The organism is Sphingobium sp. SA916 (assembly GCF_002894065.1).
In the GTDB taxonomy this organism is placed as follows: Bacteria; Pseudomonadota; Alphaproteobacteria; order Sphingomonadales; family Sphingomonadaceae; genus Sphingobium; species Sphingobium fuliginis.
Window position 1 is genome coordinate 20,756 of the sequence record NZ_LXYF01000063.1, and the last position, 15,918, is coordinate 36,673.

13 protein-coding genes are annotated in these 15,918 nt (G+C 65.5%); 3 read left to right on the plus strand and 10 right to left on the minus strand.

The genetic code is table 11. The features are described 5' to 3' along the window. The 7 genes from A8G00_RS18825 to A8G00_RS18855 all read right to left on the minus strand — a co-directional run bounded on the left by A8G00_RS18825 (position 1) and on the right by A8G00_RS18855 (position 8,722). On the minus strand, positions 1–642 hold the full coding sequence (locus A8G00_RS18825; protein ID WP_103001385.1) for a nuclear transport factor 2 family protein: 642 nt from the start codon (positions 640–642) through the stop codon (positions 1–3). 2 nt (positions 643–644) lie between these two features. Further along, a complete protein-coding gene (locus A8G00_RS18830; protein WP_103001386.1) occupies positions 645–1,652 on the minus strand; it encodes an LLM class flavin-dependent oxidoreductase in 1,008 nt (335 codons plus the stop codon). A gap of 25 nt (positions 1,653–1,677) precedes the next feature. Continuing rightward, the gene (locus A8G00_RS18835) at positions 1,678–4,074 is read right to left on the minus strand and encodes a CoA transferase (RefSeq protein ID WP_103001387.1); all 2,397 of its coding nucleotides are present in this window, start codon (positions 4,072–4,074) and stop codon (positions 1,678–1,680) included. A gap of 152 nt (positions 4,075–4,226) precedes the next feature. Continuing rightward, a complete protein-coding gene (locus A8G00_RS18840; protein WP_103001388.1) occupies positions 4,227–4,877 on the minus strand; it encodes a flavin reductase family protein in 651 nt (216 codons plus the stop codon). 15 nt (positions 4,878–4,892) lie between these two features. Next, positions 4,893–5,702, minus strand: coding sequence for an enoyl-CoA hydratase/isomerase family protein (locus A8G00_RS18845; protein ID WP_061934776.1), 810 nt, complete (start codon positions 5,700–5,702; stop codon positions 4,893–4,895). Between the two features lie 96 nt (positions 5,703–5,798). Beyond that, a complete protein-coding gene (locus A8G00_RS18850) occupies positions 5,799–6,530 on the minus strand; it encodes a TetR/AcrR family transcriptional regulator (protein WP_253258036.1) in 732 nt (243 codons plus the stop codon). A gap of 164 nt (positions 6,531–6,694) precedes the next feature. Continuing rightward, a complete protein-coding gene (locus A8G00_RS18855) occupies positions 6,695–8,722 on the minus strand; it encodes a PQQ-dependent dehydrogenase, methanol/ethanol family (RefSeq protein WP_103001390.1) in 2,028 nt (675 codons plus the stop codon). A 193-nt stretch (positions 8,723–8,915) separates the two neighbouring features. Between A8G00_RS18855 and A8G00_RS18860 the strand changes: the two genes are divergently transcribed. From A8G00_RS18860 to A8G00_RS18870, 3 genes are read left to right on the plus strand one after another with little or no spacing between them, the layout of a single operon-like run. Next, complete coding sequence (locus A8G00_RS18860; RefSeq protein ID WP_103001391.1) at positions 8,916–9,686, plus strand: enoyl-CoA hydratase/isomerase family protein; 771 nt, start codon at positions 8,916–8,918, stop codon at positions 9,684–9,686. 5 nt (positions 9,687–9,691) lie between these two features. Beyond that, the gene (locus A8G00_RS18865) at positions 9,692–10,117 is read left to right on the plus strand and encodes a Zn-ribbon domain-containing OB-fold protein (RefSeq protein WP_172451912.1); all 426 of its coding nucleotides are present in this window, start codon (positions 9,692–9,694) and stop codon (positions 10,115–10,117) included. A gap of 2 nt (positions 10,118–10,119) precedes the next feature. Next, entirely contained in the window at positions 10,120–11,307 is a 1,188-nt protein-coding gene (locus tag A8G00_RS18870) for a thiolase family protein (protein ID WP_103001393.1), read from the plus strand. Here the strand turns inward: A8G00_RS18870 and glgX are convergent. The 3 genes from glgX to glgC are packed head-to-tail and all read right to left on the minus strand — an operon-like array spanning position 11,287 to position 15,875. Continuing rightward, positions 11,287–13,155, minus strand: coding sequence for a glycogen debranching protein GlgX (gene glgX, locus A8G00_RS18875; protein ID WP_103001394.1), 1,869 nt, complete (start codon positions 13,153–13,155; stop codon positions 11,287–11,289). The two genes, A8G00_RS18870 and glgX, sit on opposite strands and share 21 nt — an antisense overlap. Next, a complete protein-coding gene (glgA, locus tag A8G00_RS18880; RefSeq protein WP_044662051.1) occupies positions 13,152–14,600 on the minus strand; it encodes a glycogen synthase GlgA in 1,449 nt (482 codons plus the stop codon). The genes glgX and glgA overlap by 4 nt, the downstream gene beginning before the upstream one ends. A gap of 15 nt (positions 14,601–14,615) precedes the next feature. Further along, the gene (glgC, locus tag A8G00_RS18885) at positions 14,616–15,875 is read right to left on the minus strand and encodes a glucose-1-phosphate adenylyltransferase (protein ID WP_025548086.1); all 1,260 of its coding nucleotides are present in this window, start codon (positions 15,873–15,875) and stop codon (positions 14,616–14,618) included. Between the last annotated feature and the right edge of the window lie 43 nt (positions 15,876–15,918).

Genomic DNA, 15,918 nt, shown 5'->3' on the forward strand with positions numbered 1-15,918 from the left:
TCAGCTCCCCAGGAACTGTTGGCGCATCTTGTAATAATCGTCGCTCGGATATTTCTCGCTATGCTGCCCCGCCGGCCATTGCGCATAGGGGATTTCCGACGGGAAAGCGGGTGACGTATAGTCCGACAGGCCGCGGCGGCGGATGATCTTCCACACACCGTTGCGCCGTTCCAGATCGTCGAGATAGCGGCCCTGGAAGAAGACGTCCTCCTCCCCCGTGCCATCCTTGCGGTCGCGGCGATGCTGCGCGAAATAATAGCATTCGGAGAAGGCCTTATCCCCCTTCACCTCGACCGAGACGTTCGAGATATGGTGGCAGGCATATTTGAGTCCCGAGATGATCTTGAAGGCGAAGCCCACGAAATCGGAGGATTTGCCTTCGAACTTCCCATGTTTATGCGTCGATTCCGGCCAGAAGAGCGAGCGCAGCAAGGCCTCGTCCGCCCGGTCGTTGGATCGGGCATAGGCATGGAGCAATTCGGTGATCGCCTGCTTGGCTTCGATCACATCCAGACGCTCGGCCATGCTCATCGGCTTGCCTTTCCCTTTTGCGGGCGCGGCCGAAGCCTGACCCACCGCAGCCAGTCCGAAAGGAACGGCCAGCATGGCGGCCAGCGTGCCGCGACGGTTCTGTCCTTCCATGCTCATCCTCCCGGAATTTCCAGCAGGCCCGGCTCGGCCTTGAGCCGGGGCAGCACTTCCTTTTCGAACAGGCGCAGGCTGCGCCAGGAGACTTCGGGGTCCAGCCCGCCCAGCAGCGCGTGGAACGTAACCGCCGTGCCGCGTCCCAGATCCTTGAGATAAGCGAAACATTCGTCCGGCGTCAGCAGCTTGATATTGGGCATGGCCTTCAGCCCTTCGACCGTCTCGGCCGCGCTGTAGCGAGTCTGGCCGGTGCCGCGTTCCTGCGCCCATTGCGCATAGGTGTTGGTCGCATAAGCGATATGAGGCGCCACCAAGGGCCAGTCGCGGTCCGGATCGTCCGAGACGTAGAGGAAGCTGGCGGCGGGCTTGCGCAGTTCCTCCGGCGGTCCGAAACCGGCCTTCGCCCGTTCTTCCTTGTAGAGCGTGAAGAGGTCCGGATGGCCGGGGAAATATTGATAGCCGCCCTTGGCTGCGCGGATGGCGGACTTGTCGGTCGAGCCGCCCATGTAGATTTTGGGGCCGCCCGGCGTCGCGGGCGCGGGCGTCACGCGGACGGTGCGGCCGCGAAATTCGAAGGGCTCGCCGGTCCAGGCGTTCTTCAGCGTCGCCATCGCCTCGTTCATGATGGCGAGCCGCTTGCTGATGTCGCGGTCGAACATCTCGAATTCATGCGGGCGATAGCCCATGCCCGCCGTCAGCCAGATGCGGCCCGGCGCGATATTGTCGAGCACGGCGAGGTCTTCGGCCAGGCGCAGCGGATCGTGCATCGTCACCACCAGGGCGGAAAGATGGGCGACGATATTCTGTGTAGCGCCAAGGATCGAAGCGGCCTGGATCATGGAGGACGGGCAATAGCCGCCCTCCGCGCCATGATGTTCGGCCAGGAAGACCTGCGTGAAGCCAAGCCTGTCGGCCCATTGCGCCTGCTCGATCGCGGTGCGGTAGAGCAGCGGATGCGGCGCGCCGAAATCCGGGCGGTTCATGTCGTAGCGAAGGTTGAGTTGCACCTTGGCGATTCCTCTCTTTATCGTGTCAGGCGGCGGAGACGCGGGACTGGATGCGGCCCTTCACATCCGTAGCCTGCATCGCCTTGCCGCTGTCGATCAGCGCGTCGATCTCGGCATCCGAATAGCCGATCTCGCCCAATATCTGCCGCGTATGTTCGCCGAGGCGCGGGGCGGAGCCTTTGGCAAGGCCCGGCGTGCGACTGAAATGCATGAAACTGCCGAACTGGCGGACATGGCCATACATGGAGTCGAAATTCTCGATCACGCGGTTGCTGGCCGTCGCCCAGTCCTGCCAGAGTGCCTCCCGGACCCAGCTTGTTTCGCGGGCGATCTCGCTCGGCGCGCCGGCCGCTTCCAGCAGGGCGTGGGCGTCTGCGCTGCTCTTGTCCGCGAAAAAGGGCTTCAGCGCGTCCAGCAGCGCCGCGTCGTTGGCGGACCGGTCGCGGGGCGTGGCGAAGCGGGGATCGGCAAGCCATTGCTCCTGCCCCACGGCCTTGGCGAGCGCGGCGAAACGTTCGTCCGAACGGCAGGAGATGCAGAGCCAGCCGTCAGCGGTCCGGTAAATCCGGTCGAGCGCGTTGAAGCCCGCCTGTTCCTTGTCCAGCCGGAATCCGTAGACGACCTTCCTGTCGGCATCGAGGAAATGTTCGGACGTGGTCCACAGGCTGGAATGAAGCTGCGGGATTTCCATATAATCGCCCCGGCCGGTGACGGCGCGATGTTCAAGGCCCATCAAGATGCCCGCCGCGCCGAGGAAGCCGTTATTATAATCCTCATTCCCGAACACGGCGCGGGTCGGCGGATTGCCTTCGCCGCCGCCTTCATAAAGCAGGCCGGTCCAGCCCGACACCAAGGGCGCGAAGCTCTTGAGCAGCGACTTCGGCCCCCGGGAGCCGTAGCCGGGCAGATAGACGTAGAGCAGGCGCGGGTTGAGCTTCGACAGCGCCTCATAGCCGATGCCGAGCTTGTCCGCCTTGCCAGGGCGAAGGTTGTGCGTGACGACATCGGCCGTCGCCACCAGCTTGAGCGCCGCTTCGAGCGCTTCCGGATGCTTGAGGTTGAGCACGATGTCGCGCTTGCCGCGCTGGGCCGCGTCGAAACAGTCGGGCAGCGGGCGCATCTGGTCGCCGCCGGGGGTCTCCACCTTGATGACGTCGGCGCCAAGGTCGGACAGCAGACGACCGCCATAGCCGACCGCGAAGAAGGAGGAGAAGTCGACCACCTTGATGCCTTCCAGCGGCCGGTCGAGCGGCTTGCCGTCGGCAGCGAGCACAGTGCGGCGGCGGGCGATGAGGTCCGCCAGCGCTTCATTGTCCGCTCCCACTTCCGGCGCGGGACGGGGCGCGGCGGCGGGGGCATTGGCCATGCGCACGGCGGGCGCGGCCTGGTAGATGGTGCCGAAATCCTTGTCCGGCATCGATATGCGCTGGCCGACAAATTCCACCTGTTCGTCCAGCAGCACTTCGGCGGGCTCCAGCACCGGCAGCGCCGCCACGTCCGCCGCCTGGAACATGGCGATCCATTCGGCGCGCGGCCGGGTCTTGAAGGCGTCGAAAATCTCGACGCGGGCGATATGATATTCCTCGTCGGTCAGCGGCACCGACATTTCCGGCGCGGTCACGGTCTGGATACGGTCGCCAAAGCCCAGCACGTCCATCGCCGCCTTGAAGCCGCCCTGCCCGCCGGTATGCATCTGGAGATAAAGGCCGTCCGCGCATTCGAACATGCCCGTCACCAGCCGGGTCTTGCCGAAACGGTCCACCGCGCCGGAATCGCCCGCCTTGATGTAGCTGATCCCCTCTTCCTGCCACCAGTTGTTCATCGGTGACTGGGCCAGCATGGCGTCGAGCAGCGACGCCTCCACCTGCTGCCCCTTGCCGATATGGCGGCGGGCGCGGATGGCCGACAGCGCGCCGATCACGCCGAGGAAGGCCTGCCCATAATGCAGCGCCGGATGGCCGAGATAGACCGGGCCGGGGCGGAAGCTGCTGGAGCGGTCGATCATCGTCCCGAGCAGCGCGGCAGCGAGGGATTCGCCATGGGGCCGATCGGCAAAGGGCGTGTCCGAACCATAAGCGGTGAGCGCGCAGACCACCAGTTCGGGGAAATCGCGTCCCAGGCTTTCACTGTCGAGGCCGAGGGCGGCCGCATCCTTCTCTTCCAGCGCGTGGATGAAGATGTCCGCGCCTCGCAGCAGGCCGCGCAGCGCCTGGAGGCCGCCGGCTTCCCGCACATCCAGTTCGACGCTGCGCTTCGACCGGTCCCAGGCCTTGCGGCTGAAATCATGGGCAAAGAAGGCGCCGCCTTTCGGCTCCACCTTCAAAATGTCGGCGCCATGGTCCGCCAGCAGCATGGCGGCGATGGCGACAGGCATTTGGTCCGCCAGTTCAATGACGGTCAGATGATCCAGGGGACCGGGCATCTCATCACTCCTATGGCGGGCGCGGCCCGCTGCCTTTTTTGCGGAATTATCTTTATGGCTTCACATTGTCCGACGGATCGAAAAATGATCTTTGATGCAGAAAACACCAGTTCGGCCCCAAGCGCAAGTAATTTTGCACCATGGGTTCAAATTCATTCCGCCACCCTGTCCTTCGCCATGCGCGACGGGTCGTAGCGGGGCCGGTCCATCTGGAAACTGTCGCCATTGCGGACATACCAGCCGCTGCCATGGGTCCGGCCTATCAGCTTCATCGCGGGCGTGTCGAAATAGACCCGTTCCCGGTCGGTGATGAACTCGTCGCGGATATGGGCCATCAGGATTTCGCCGATGACCACCGTCTGCATCGTGCCGATGTCCATCGCGGCGACCTTGCGGCATTCGAAGCTGACCGGGCTGGTGGCGATGCGCGGCGGCGCGACCAGCTCCGACGGCGCGGTCTGGATGCCGGCATAGTCGATCTCGCTGACGTCGGCGGGCGCGTCGACGCTGCAGAGGTTCATCCTTTCGGCGTCCGCCTCGCAGACGAGGTTCACGACGAAATCGCCCGTCGCGATGATGTTGGACGCGGTGTTCTTCAGCCCCCGCGACACCGGTTCCTTCAGCAGCCCCAGCGCAACCAGCGGCGGCTCCGTACCGACGCAGTTGAAGAAGCTGTAGGGCGCGGCGTTGACGATGCCTTCGGCGGTTTGGCTGGTGATCCAGGCGATCGGGCGCGGCGTGATGGTCGAATTGACGATCTTGTACCGCGTGACCATCGGAAGGGCGCGCATGTCGAACTGCATGGGTCGGACCCTCCGTTATTCCGCGGCCTTGGCGGCGGCTTTCGCGGCGGCGCGCGCCTTGAAGCGTTCGCGGGCGCGGGGCACTTCCTCGCCCGCCTGGCAGATGTGGCAATAGGCCAGTTCCAGCGCGTGGGCCGTCGCCAGATCGCCGCTTTCCGCCTGCTGGAGCAGCCGCTTGGTCAGTTCGACGGCATGGCGATTGCCGTCACCGATGGTCCGGCCGAGCGCCAGAGCCTCCTCCACTGCGCTGCCCGGCTTCACCACGCGGCTGACGAGGCCGAGCGACAGCGCCTCCGCCGCATCCAGCGTCCGCCCCGAAAAGACGATCTCCGCCGCCCGGGCCCGGCCCAGTTGCCTGGTCAGGAACCAGGCCGCGCCGCCGTCGGGAACGAGGCCGAATTCCAGGAAGGGCGCGCCGAAACGGGCATTGTCCGCCGCGAAGATCATGTCGCAGGCCATGGCGAGGCTCCACGACACGCCGAACGCGCCGCCCTCCACCGCCGCGACCGTTGGAATGGGCAGCGCCCGCACACGGCCGATGATCCGCTGCCCCATTTCCAGCCGCGCCGCCAGCGCCAGCGCGCCTTCCCCCCTTGCGGGCGGCAGCTTCACGTCGCCGCCATTGCTGAAATAATCCTCCGCCCCGCTGATGATGAGCAACCGCGCGGGCGTCGCATTCTCAAGCGCGTCGAGCGCGGCGGAAAACTGCTCCCACATGGCGAAGGACACGGTGTTCTTCGCGCGGGGCCGGTTGAGGACGATATGCGCGATCCCCTGATCCTCAGACAAGAGCAGCAATTCGGGGGTTTCGCTCACCGCGTTCATCTCTCTCGCTCTCCATTCCCGCCCTTTTGCCAGGGGCAGGAACTGACTAGCCGACAGTGCGCGACTCTTCAAGTAAATTTGCATCCATGTGCAAATTCATGCCGCAACCTTGGGACGTTGGGGCATCGGCAGGGCATCCATGCCGCGGTCCGATATGTCCTTGATCAGCGCCTCCACATCCTTGCGGGCCGCGCTCTTCAGCGCGCCCAGCAAGGATGTCAGATAGCTTCCGACCAGCCGCACGATGATCTGGTCGTCGGGAATCCGCCCCTGCGCCCAGTCGTTGATCGTCGCATATTCGAATCGCACCAGATCCTCGACCAGCTTGTCGACCTCCACCCAGGGCTGGAGCTGCTTCTTCGCCTCCAGCACCTCGATCCACTGGCGGTTATGGTGGACCGCGGGCGAATGCATCGCCGCCCAGATGTCATGGTCGACATCGGAACTGAAATAGAGCGCCATGATCGCCTTGATATAATTGCGGATCTTCCGGTTCCGCTGCACGACGGAGATCATGCGCTCCAGATTGTGCTGCATCGTGCCGGGTTCGCTGGAATAGGCGATGCGGCTCACATATTCGTCGAAATATTCCTGAATCGCCGACGCGATCATCCGTTCGCGAGTCTGGAAGGCGTTGTAGAGGGTTCGCTTGGCAACGCCGGCGCGCTGGCCGATCTCATTCATGCTGAGCGCGGCAATGCCCTGTTCAGCGATAACCTTCCGGGTTTCCTCCAAAATCCGGCGGCGGCGCTCGATAATCGCCGGACTGGAATAGGTCTGCGGCCGCTCTCCGCCTTCCTTCAATTCTTCGTTCGCTTTACTCGCCAAGATCGCTCGCCTTCATTGCCCGACACTCATCCCAAGTGCCGGGATCATAGCGGGATTGGATGATGGTGCAAATTCATCGTCTTCATGACGCATGAACCCCGCCCCGCCCGAAGGCGAAGCGGGGCTGCCATGCGCCCGTAAAGCGGGTGGGATCTGCATCCGCGTCACTTGCCCTTGGGCGCGGTTTCGCGCGCGCGCTGACGGATATAGTGCCGTAGCCCCTCCAGTTCCGCGTCGCTCAACTGCGCGAAGGACCCCATGCCCCGCGACATCAGGGCGCCGTCATGCACCACCGACCTGAAGGTTTCAGCGTCCAGCGGCACGCCCGACTTGCGCAGGTCCGGCGCCGCGCCGCCCGCGACCATGCCCGAACCATGGCAGATGATGCAGCTGCTGTTGTAGATGCCCGCCCCCACTTTCGCCTTGTCGGCGTCCACCACGAAGGCCGGATCGTCCTGGATCGGTTCGTCCACGGGATCGACCCTGGGCAGCTTCCGGGCCCCGCCGATGGTGAAGGTCAGCAATCGCCGCTGCTGCTGGCGATAATCCCAATTGGGCGAATTGGCGAAGCTGCTGCGGAAGCCGGTGATGACGCTGACATATTGCCGGCCGCCGACCGAATAGCTGATCGGTGCGGAAAGTATGCCGTTCTGCGCCGGCCAGGACCAGAGCTTGCGCCCCGTCGTCGCGGAAAAGGCGTTGAACATGCCGTCATTGGTGCCCTGGAACACCAGATTGCCCGCCGTCGCCAGCGTGCCGCCGTTGAACACGCCCGGCTGGGGCACGGACCAGGCGATCCTGTTGTTGGCGACGTCATAGGCGACCAGCTTGCTCGTCGCGGCGGGCGGGACGAGGTTGGCGGGCGGAGCGCCCAGGCCGGTATTCACCATCATGCCGGGCTTGTACGTCCAGCCCTTCACATTGGCCGGATCGACGAAGACCCGGCCGCCCTCCATCACCGGGATATAGCTGTAGCCGGTCTTCGGGCTGAACGACATGGCCTGTATGCCGTGCGCGCCATTGGGGAAGGGATACATCATGAACGGCTTGCCGTCGGGATATTGCGCCTCCGGGTTGATCTCCGGCCGCCCCGTCACGGGATCGATGCGCTTGGCCCAATTCTGCCTGGCGAACTCGCCCGCCTGGATGAACTTGCCGGTTTCGCGGTCGATGGCATAGAAGAAGCCGTTCTTCGGCGCGTGCAGCAGCACGGACCGCATCCGGCCGCCGATCATGACATCGGCCAGTTCGATGTCCATGGCGTCGTTCCAATCATGGCTGTTTTCAGGATTGACCTGATAGTGCCAGACATATTCGCCGGTCTTCACGTCCAGCGCGACGATGGAGGAGAGGTAGAGATTGTCGCCGCCGCCGGGGCTGCGGATCTTGATGTTCCACGGAAAGCCGTTGCCGGTGCCGATATAGATGCGGTCATATTTCGCGTCATAGGCCATGGCGTGCCAGACGGAGCCGCCCCCGCCCCATTTCCACCATTCGCCACTCCAGGTCTTGGCGGCTGCCTCCATCGCCTTGTTCTCGAAACCCTTGGCCGGATCGCCGGGCACGACATACCAGCGCCAGGCTTTCTTGCCGGTCTTGATGTCATAGGCGGTGACATAGCCACGCGTCGGACTGTAGTCCGCGCCCCCGAAGCCGATCACCACCTTGTCGCCGGCGACCCATGGCGGGCCGGTGATATAGCCGCCCTCCGCCTCGTCCAGCGTCTTGACCGACCAGCGCGGCTTGCCCGTCCCGGCGTCTATCGCGATCAGGCGGCCTTCGCGGGTGGCGGTGAAGATCGTGCCGTCCTTATAGGCGATGCCCCGCGTGCCCCATCCCGCGCGCATCCGCCATTTGGCTTCCGGCTGACTGGCGACGTCGGGATCATATTGCCATAGCAGCTTGCCGGTTCGCGCATCGACCGCATGAACGACGCTGAGTCCTACCGCGAAATAGATGACGCCGTTGACCGCCAGAGGCTGGGTATAGCTGTCGAAACTGTCGACATCATAGGACCAAGCAAGGCCGAGCTTTCCGACATTCTGCTCCCGGATCTGCGCGAGCGGGCTGTAATGCTGTTCCTTGTCGTCGCCGCCGAAGCTGGACCAGTTGGCCCCGGCCGGAGACGCGCTCTCCGCCGAGCGGGAAACCACCCCCGTGGAGAGCGCGAGCAGCGCGGCGCCCGCCGCCATGACCGTAAAACCTGCCTTCCTCATCGATCTCCCATCCTCCGTCCGGGCGCCCAAATGCCGCCTTTTATTGCACCATCGTGCAATATTGTGCCGTTGTCAACGCGACTCAGCGATTGACAGGACGGAATTTCCCCATTTAATATTGCACCAAAGATCATATTTAGGAGAAGGACGTGCGCCGCAGCGCCCCGTCATGACCGTCCGGATCGCAAGCCAGGGCCGCGTCGGCATCGTGACGCTCGATCAGCCCGGACGGGCGAACGCCTTCACCATGGCCATGCGGGAGGAAATCTGGCACGCCTTCGACGATCTGGCGGAGGATGAGGATGTCCGCGCCGTCATCCTGACGGGCGCGAACGGGCAATATTGCTCCGGCGCGGATACCGGCGACATGGGCCATCAGGGTACGGCCGCCTTCCTGCGCCGGATGCGCTGGCTGCACCGGATGGTGAAGGCGGTCGCCGGCATCCGCAAGCCGGTGATCGCGGCGGTGGACGGCGCCTGCGTAGGCGCCGGCTGGAGCCTGGCGCTGGCCTGCGACATCGTCATCGCCACGCCGCAAGCGCGCTTCTGCCAGAGCTTTGCGCGGATCGGATATGTGCCGGACGCAGGCGCCGTATGGCAGCTCAGCCGGTTGGTCGGACCGATGCGCGCCAAGGAAATCGTCTATTCCGCCCGCATGGTCGACGCGCAGGAGGCTTTGCGGCTGGGGCTGGTGCTGGAACTGGTGGAAAGCGAAGCGCTGATGGCGCGTGCGCTGGAACTGGCGGCATCCCTGGCCGAGGGCCCCACGCTGGCGATCGGCATGGCGAAGCGGCAGTTCGAGGCCGCGCCGGGCCTGTCGCTGGATCAGTATCTGGAACTGGAATTCGCCATGCAGCCGCTGATGGCGACGACGCAGGACCATCGGGAAGGCTTGGCGGCTGCGCGGGAGAAACGGCCGCCGCATTTCGGGGGCTCATGAAACCGATGTCGCAAACCGCCTGCCCGCAACGGCCGCTTCCCCTTCCCGATCCGCTTTCGGAACCCTTCTGGGCTGCGGCGCGGCGGCACGAGCTGCATATGCAGAAATGCGACGCCTGCGGCCGGATGGCCTATCCGCCGGAGGTCGCCTGCCGGAACTGCGGCGGCGCCGGTTTGGGCTTCACGCCGCTATCGGGACGCGCGACGCTGCATAGCTGGACCGTGCTGCACGACCCGCCCTCGCCCGGCTTTCGCGACCGGCTGCCCGTCATCCTGGCGGTGGTCGAACTGGAGGAGCAGGCGCGCCTGTTGATGAGCGGCAACCTTGTGGATATCGCCGCCGATGCGCTGCGCATCGGCCTCCCCCTCGAAGCGCGGTTCGAGGATGTGACCGAGGACTGCACGCTGGTGCAGTTCGGCCCGGCGCGCTGACCATGTGGGACCATCGGGACAAGGTGGCCGTCGCCGGGCTGGGCTATAGCAGGCTGGAACGCCGGTCGGACCGAAGCCTGGCCGCGCTGACGCTGGAAGCGTGCGACGCCGCGCTGGCCGATGCCGGATTGCGGCGCGGCGATCTGGACGGCATCGCCACATCCCCCGCCATGCCGCGCTATGGCGGGCGCAAGGGCGTGGACGAAGGGATCGACGTCGTGACGCCCTGGTATCTGGCGGGATTGCTGGGGGTCGCTCCGGCCATCCGGTGGATCGGCTCCACCAACGGCATGGTGACGCAGAGCGTCATCGACGGCGCGCTCGCCATATCAGGCGGGCTTTGCGACCATGTGCTGGTCTATCGCGCGCTGCATGTGCCCGACGGGCGATATGTGAATTTCGAATCGGCCCATGCGGTGGGAGGCGACCAGTATCTGGCGCCCTATGGCTTCAGCATGCCGCCGGCCTGGGCCGCCGTGGCGCTGCGCCGCTATTTTGCGCTTCATGGTTATGACCGGGCGGATTTCGCGCCTTATATCGCCCGGAACCGCGCCAATGCGCAACGCAACCCCAATGCCTATTGGCGAGGCAAGACGATCACGGTGGAGGATTATCTCGCCGCCCGGATGATCGCCGATCCCATATCCATCCTCGATTGCGACATTCCGGTCGATGGCTGCTGCGCGATGATCCTGACCTCCACCCAACGGGCGCGGCATTTGCGCCGGCCGCCTGCCTTGCTCACCGGCTTCGCGGCCTCCGCCCATCAGGGCGCGGGAGGCACGCCGATGAACCTTGAGGATATGTGGGACGGCGCGAAGGATGTGGCGCGCCGGCTGTGGGAGGCGACCGGGCTGTCCCCGGCGGATGTGGACAATGCGCAGCTTTATGACGGTTTCAGCGTGCTGGTGCTGACCTGGCTGGAGGGCATGGGTTTCTGTCGCGACGGCGAAGGACTGGCCTTCCTGCGCGAGGGGCATGGCGATCCGGACGGACGCCTGCCGATCAATACGGGCGGCGGAGCGCTGGGCGAAGGGCGGCTGCACGGCATGACCCAGCTTGCCGAGGCGGTCGCGCAGGTCACGGACCGTGCGGGCGAGCGGCAGGTGCCGGGGGCCTCGCGGGCGTTGGCGACGATCTCCAACGGCCTCGCCAAATCGACCGCCTTCCTATTCAGCCGGGATGGGTAGGACCGTTCGGGCGGGAATGTGCACCGCGCCGAAGTCATGCGGCCGGTCGTCGCCATTGATGAAGACGGTGAAGCCCGATCGCCGGAAGCGCATGGCCAGGCAGCGGCGATCCGGATCTTCCCATTGCGCGACGGTCATCGGCTGTCCCCGCTCGTCGAGCCACTCGACATCCGTTTCCGAGAGCCAGCCCGCGTCGCTGAAGTCCGGCGTCGACGCCCGCATGTCGGCAAGCGCGAACGCATGCGCCTCTATGTCCCGGTCGCGGCCCTGCCAGTCGACCCAGCCAATTGCATTATCCTGCGCATAGGCGTTGTTGTTGCCCTGCTGCGTCCGGCCGAACTCGTCGCCTGCGGTGAGCATGATCGCGCCGCGCGAACAGAATAGCGTGCCGAGCAGCGCCTTGATGTCGCGCCGCCGCGCTGCCCGAATGGCCTGATCGGCGGTCGCGCCCTCGATGCCGTTGTTCCAGCTGAAATTTTCCCCATGGCCGTCGCGGTTCTGCTCGCCATTGGCTTCGTTGTGGCGATGGTCATAGGCGGTCACATCCGCCAGCGTGAAGCCGTCATGGGCGGCCAGGAAATTGACGGTGCGCGTTGCCGGATCGGCATGGAAAATGTCGGACGATCCCGCGATGCGGGTCGCGAGCGCGCCGGTCATGCCGCGATCCCCGCGCCAGAAGCGGCGCATATCGTCGCGATAGCGGTCGTTCCATTCCAGCCAGCGGGGCCCGAAACGGCCGAGCTGATAACCACCGGGGCCGATGTCCCACGGTTCCGCGATCAGGATGCGGTCGGACAGCAGCGGATCGTCGCGCATGGCCCTCAGCAATGGCGCCTCGCTGTCGAAACCCGTCGGCAGGCGCCCCAGCGCGGGAGCGAGATCGAAGCGGAAGCCGTCGACTCCCGCTACGCCGACGAAATGGCGCAGCGACGCCAGGATCAGCCGCTGCGCGACGGGATGGTTGCAGTCGATGCTGTTGCCCGTGCCCGTATCGTTGATCAGGCGGCCATCGGGTTCATGCCGGAAATAGCTGCGCGCATCCAGGCCGCGGAGCGACAGGGTCGGGCCCTCGCGGTCGCTTTCCCCGTCATGATTATAGACCATGTCGAGAATCACGCCGATCCCGGCCGCATGCAGCGCATCCACCGCGCCACGCAGTTCCGCCATGCCGCCCGGCGCCAGCCGGGGATCGAGCGCGAAATAGCTGACCGGATTATAACCCCAGGCATTGCGCAGTCCCAGCGGCGCCAGATGCCGTTCGTCGATCCAGGCGTTGATCGGCATCAGTTCAATGGCGGAGACGTGCAGGCGACGCAGATGCTCGATCACGGCGGGGTGCCCAAGGGCCGCGATGGTGCCGCGCTGCGCCTCCGGAATGTCGGGATGCAGCATGGTGAAGCCGCGGACCTGAACCTCATAGATCAGCCCGCCGGACTGGAAGATCGGCGGTTCCGGGGGCACCAAGGGAAACGGCGCGGACACCACCCCCTTGGGCATCAAGCCTGCCGTGTCGCTGCCTTTGCCGCGCGGTGCGGCCAGCATCGGATCATAGGCGAACGGCCGGTCGATGGCAGGCGCATAGGGATCGAGCAGCAGCTTGTCCGGATCGAACCACAGCCCCGCATCCGGATCAAAGGGACCGTCGGCGCGCAGGCCATAGCGGGCGCCCTCCCCCACGCCGGGCGCATCGACGGACCAGATGTCCTCGCCCTCCCTTGCCATGGGCAGGCGCGTTTCGCGATCCTGGGCATCGAACAGGCTCAGCCAGAGCTGGTCCGCATCTGGCGCATGGACCCGGAAACGGGTTCCGCTGCCGTGCATGGCCGGACCCAGCGGCCGCGGGCTCATGCGGTGGTCCGGACCAGTGCGCGGAACAGTTCCGCATAGCGCGCCGCGCTGTGGGTCCAGGAGAAATCGGCGCGCATGCCGGCGCGCTGCATCGCCTGCCATGTCGGCCGATGCGCATGAAGCCGGATGGTGCGCGCAATCGCTCCATGCAGCGCCAGCGGATCGGACGGCGGGAAGACGATGCCGGTCGCCACGCCCGCGCCGACGGCGGCTTCATTGGCGTCGATCACCGTGTCCGCCAGCCCACCGACCCGCGCCACCACCGGCACGCAGCCATAGCGAAGGCCGTAAAGCTGGGTCAGGCCGCAAGGTTCGAAGCGGGAAGGGATCAATATGGCGTCGGCGCCCGCCTGCATCAGGTGCGACAGCGGCTCGTCATAGCCGATCCGAGCGCCCACCCGCCCGCGATGCCGGTCCGCCGCCGCCAGGAACGCGCCCTCCAGCGGATGGTCGCCCGACCCCAGAAGGGCAAGCTTGCCGCCCAGCCCCACCAGATGGTCGATGGCGTCCATCACCATGTCCATGCCCTTCTGCCAGGTGAGGCGGCTGACGATGATGAAGATCGGCGCGTCGTCGCGGTCGAGGCCGAACTGCGTTTCGAGGACGCGGCGGCTGGCGCCGCGCCCGCCCAGCGCCCGCGCGCTGAAGGGTTTGGCGATCAGGGGATCGGCGGCGGGGTCCCATATGGCGGTATCGACGCCGTTCAATATGCCGTGCAGCCTGTCGGACCGGCCGTTGATCAGGCCGTCCAGCCCCATGCCATGCATCGGGGAGCGGATTTCGTCGGCATAGGTGGGGCTGACGGTGGTGATGGCATCGGCCGAGACAAGCCCTGCCTTCAGATAGCCCGTGCCGCCATAATATTCGACCCCGTCCACGCCCCAGGCTTCGGGCGGCAGGCCGAGCTGGGGAAAGACATCCGCGCCGAAACGTCCCTGGAAGGCAAGGTTGTGGATCGTCACCACCCTGGGCACGGCGTGAGCCGGCCCGAAGCGCATATAGGCGGCGGTCATCGCCGCCTGCCAGTCATGCGCATGGACCAGGTCGGGCCGCCAGCCCTTCACCCCTTCGGCCGCCATGTCCGCGCCGGCACGCGACAGGGCGGCGAAGCGTTTCCAGTTGTCGGGCCATTCGCCGCCGCCCGCATCGCCATAGGGGCCGCCTTCCCGCGCGAAGAAGTCCGGGGCATCCAGCACCAGCAGGTCGAGGTCGCCCAGCTTCGCCGCCAGCACCGCCGCCGGCGCACCGAACAGCGCGTCATAGCGGCGCAGCAGCTTCGCCTTGCCCAGGCGCGAAAGAACCGCCGGATAGCCCGGCACCAGCGTCCTGACCCCAATGCCATGCCCCGCCAGCGCGCCCGGCAAGGCGCCCGCCACATCGGCCAGCCCCCCGGTCTTCACCAGCGGATAGATTTCGGACGTGACCGAAAGCACCCGCATCGCCATTCCCCCGCCCAAGTTTCAGTCCGCCAGCCGTTCGATCATATATTGGGTGATCAGCGTCACGCCGCTTTCGGTCCGCCGGAAACGCTGCGCGTCATGCTCCGGATGTTCTCCGACGATCAGGCCGGGGGGGATGATCACGCCTGAATCCAGCACGCATTTGTGCAGCCGCGCACCGCGCCCGATCACGCAGTCGGGCATGATGACGCTCTCCGTCACGGACGAGAAGCTGTGCGTGCGCACCCCGGTGAACAACAGGCTGCGGTGGAGCGACGATCCCGACACGATGCACCCGCCCGCGATCAGGGAGGATGTTGCGGAACCGCGCCGTCCCTCCTCATTGTGCACGAATTTCGCCGGCGGGGTGACTTCGGAATAGGTCCAGAGCGGCCAGCTCCGGTCGTAGAGGTCGAGCGAGGGCACCACGTCGGTCAGGTCGATATTCGCCTGCCAATAGGCGTCGATGGTGCCGACGTCGCGCCAATAGGGCACCGGTTCGCTCTCTGCGCGGACGCAACTGCTGGAGAAGCGGTGAGCGACGGCTTTGCCATGCTTGACGATGTGCGGGATGATGTCGCCCCCGAAATCGCGCTTGCTGTCCGGATCGTCCGCATCGCGCCGCAGTTCCTCGATCAAAAGGGCGGTGCGGAAGACATAGATGCCCATGGACGCCAGCGCCATGCCCGGGCTGCCGGGAATGTGCGGCGGGTTCTTCGGCTTCTCGACAAAGGCGGTGATCACGTCCTGCTCGTCCACATGCATGACGCCGAAGCCGCTGGCTTCCTTCACCGGCACCTCCATGCAGCCGACGGTGACGTCCGCGCCGCTGTCGACATGCTGCTGGAGCATCAGCTCATAGTCCATCTTGTACACATGGTCGCCCGCCAGGATGACCATATATTCCGGCGCATAGCTTTCGATGATGTCGATATTCTGGAACACCGCATCGGCCGTGCCCTCATACCATTGGCTTTCCGACACGCGCTGGCTGGCGGGCAGGATGTCGAAGCTTTCGTTACGCTCCGTCCGGAAGAAGTTCCAGCCGCGCTGCAGATGCCGGATCAGCGAATGCGCCTTATACTGCGTCGCGACGCCGATGCGCCTGATGCCGCTGTTGAGCGCGTTGGAAAGGGCGAAGTCGATGATCCGCGCCTTGCCCCCGAAATGCACCGCGGGCTTGGCGCGCCGGTCGGTCAACTCGGCCAGGCGACTGCCCCTGCCGCCGGCCAGAACATAGGCCATGGCGTCACGGGCGATCGGCTGGTGTCTTGGCTGCATCGCCCTCTTCTCCTTCATGCTCGCGAGCGCTCGGTTTCCGCCC

What these genes read in the sequence shown, in the direction of transcription:
- A8G00_RS18825 (WP_103001385.1), bottom strand. Translation starts at nt 642, where the DNA reads ATGGAAGGACAGAACCGTCGCGGCACGCTGGCCGCCATGCTGGCCGTT.
- A8G00_RS18835 (WP_103001387.1), bottom strand. Translation starts at nt 4,074, where the DNA reads ATGCCCGGTCCCCTGGATCATCTGACCGTCATTGAACTGGCGGACCAA.
- A8G00_RS18840 (WP_103001388.1), bottom strand. Translation starts at nt 4,877, where the DNA reads ATGCAGTTCGACATGCGCGCCCTTCCGATGGTCACGCGGTACAAGATC.
- A8G00_RS18845 (WP_061934776.1), bottom strand. Translation starts at nt 5,702, where the DNA reads ATGAACGCGGTGAGCGAAACCCCCGAATTGCTGCTCTTGTCTGAGGAT.
- A8G00_RS18855 (WP_103001390.1), bottom strand. Translation starts at nt 8,722, where the DNA reads ATGGCGGCGGGCGCCGCGCTGCTCGCGCTCTCCACGGGGGTGGTTTCC.
- A8G00_RS18860 (WP_103001391.1), top strand. Translation starts at nt 8,916, where the DNA reads ATGACCGTCCGGATCGCAAGCCAGGGCCGCGTCGGCATCGTGACGCTC.
- A8G00_RS18865 (WP_172451912.1), top strand. Translation starts at nt 9,692, where the DNA reads ATGTCGCAAACCGCCTGCCCGCAACGGCCGCTTCCCCTTCCCGATCCG.
- A8G00_RS18870 (WP_103001393.1), top strand. Translation starts at nt 10,120, where the DNA reads ATGTGGGACCATCGGGACAAGGTGGCCGTCGCCGGGCTGGGCTATAGC.
- glgX (WP_103001394.1), bottom strand. Translation starts at nt 13,155, where the DNA reads ATGAGCCCGCGGCCGCTGGGTCCGGCCATGCACGGCAGCGGAACCCGT.
- glgA (WP_044662051.1), bottom strand. Translation starts at nt 14,600, where the DNA reads ATGGCGATGCGGGTGCTTTCGGTCACGTCCGAAATCTATCCGCTGGTG.
- glgC (WP_025548086.1), bottom strand. Translation starts at nt 15,875, where the DNA reads ATGCAGCCAAGACACCAGCCGATCGCCCGTGACGCCATGGCCTATGTT.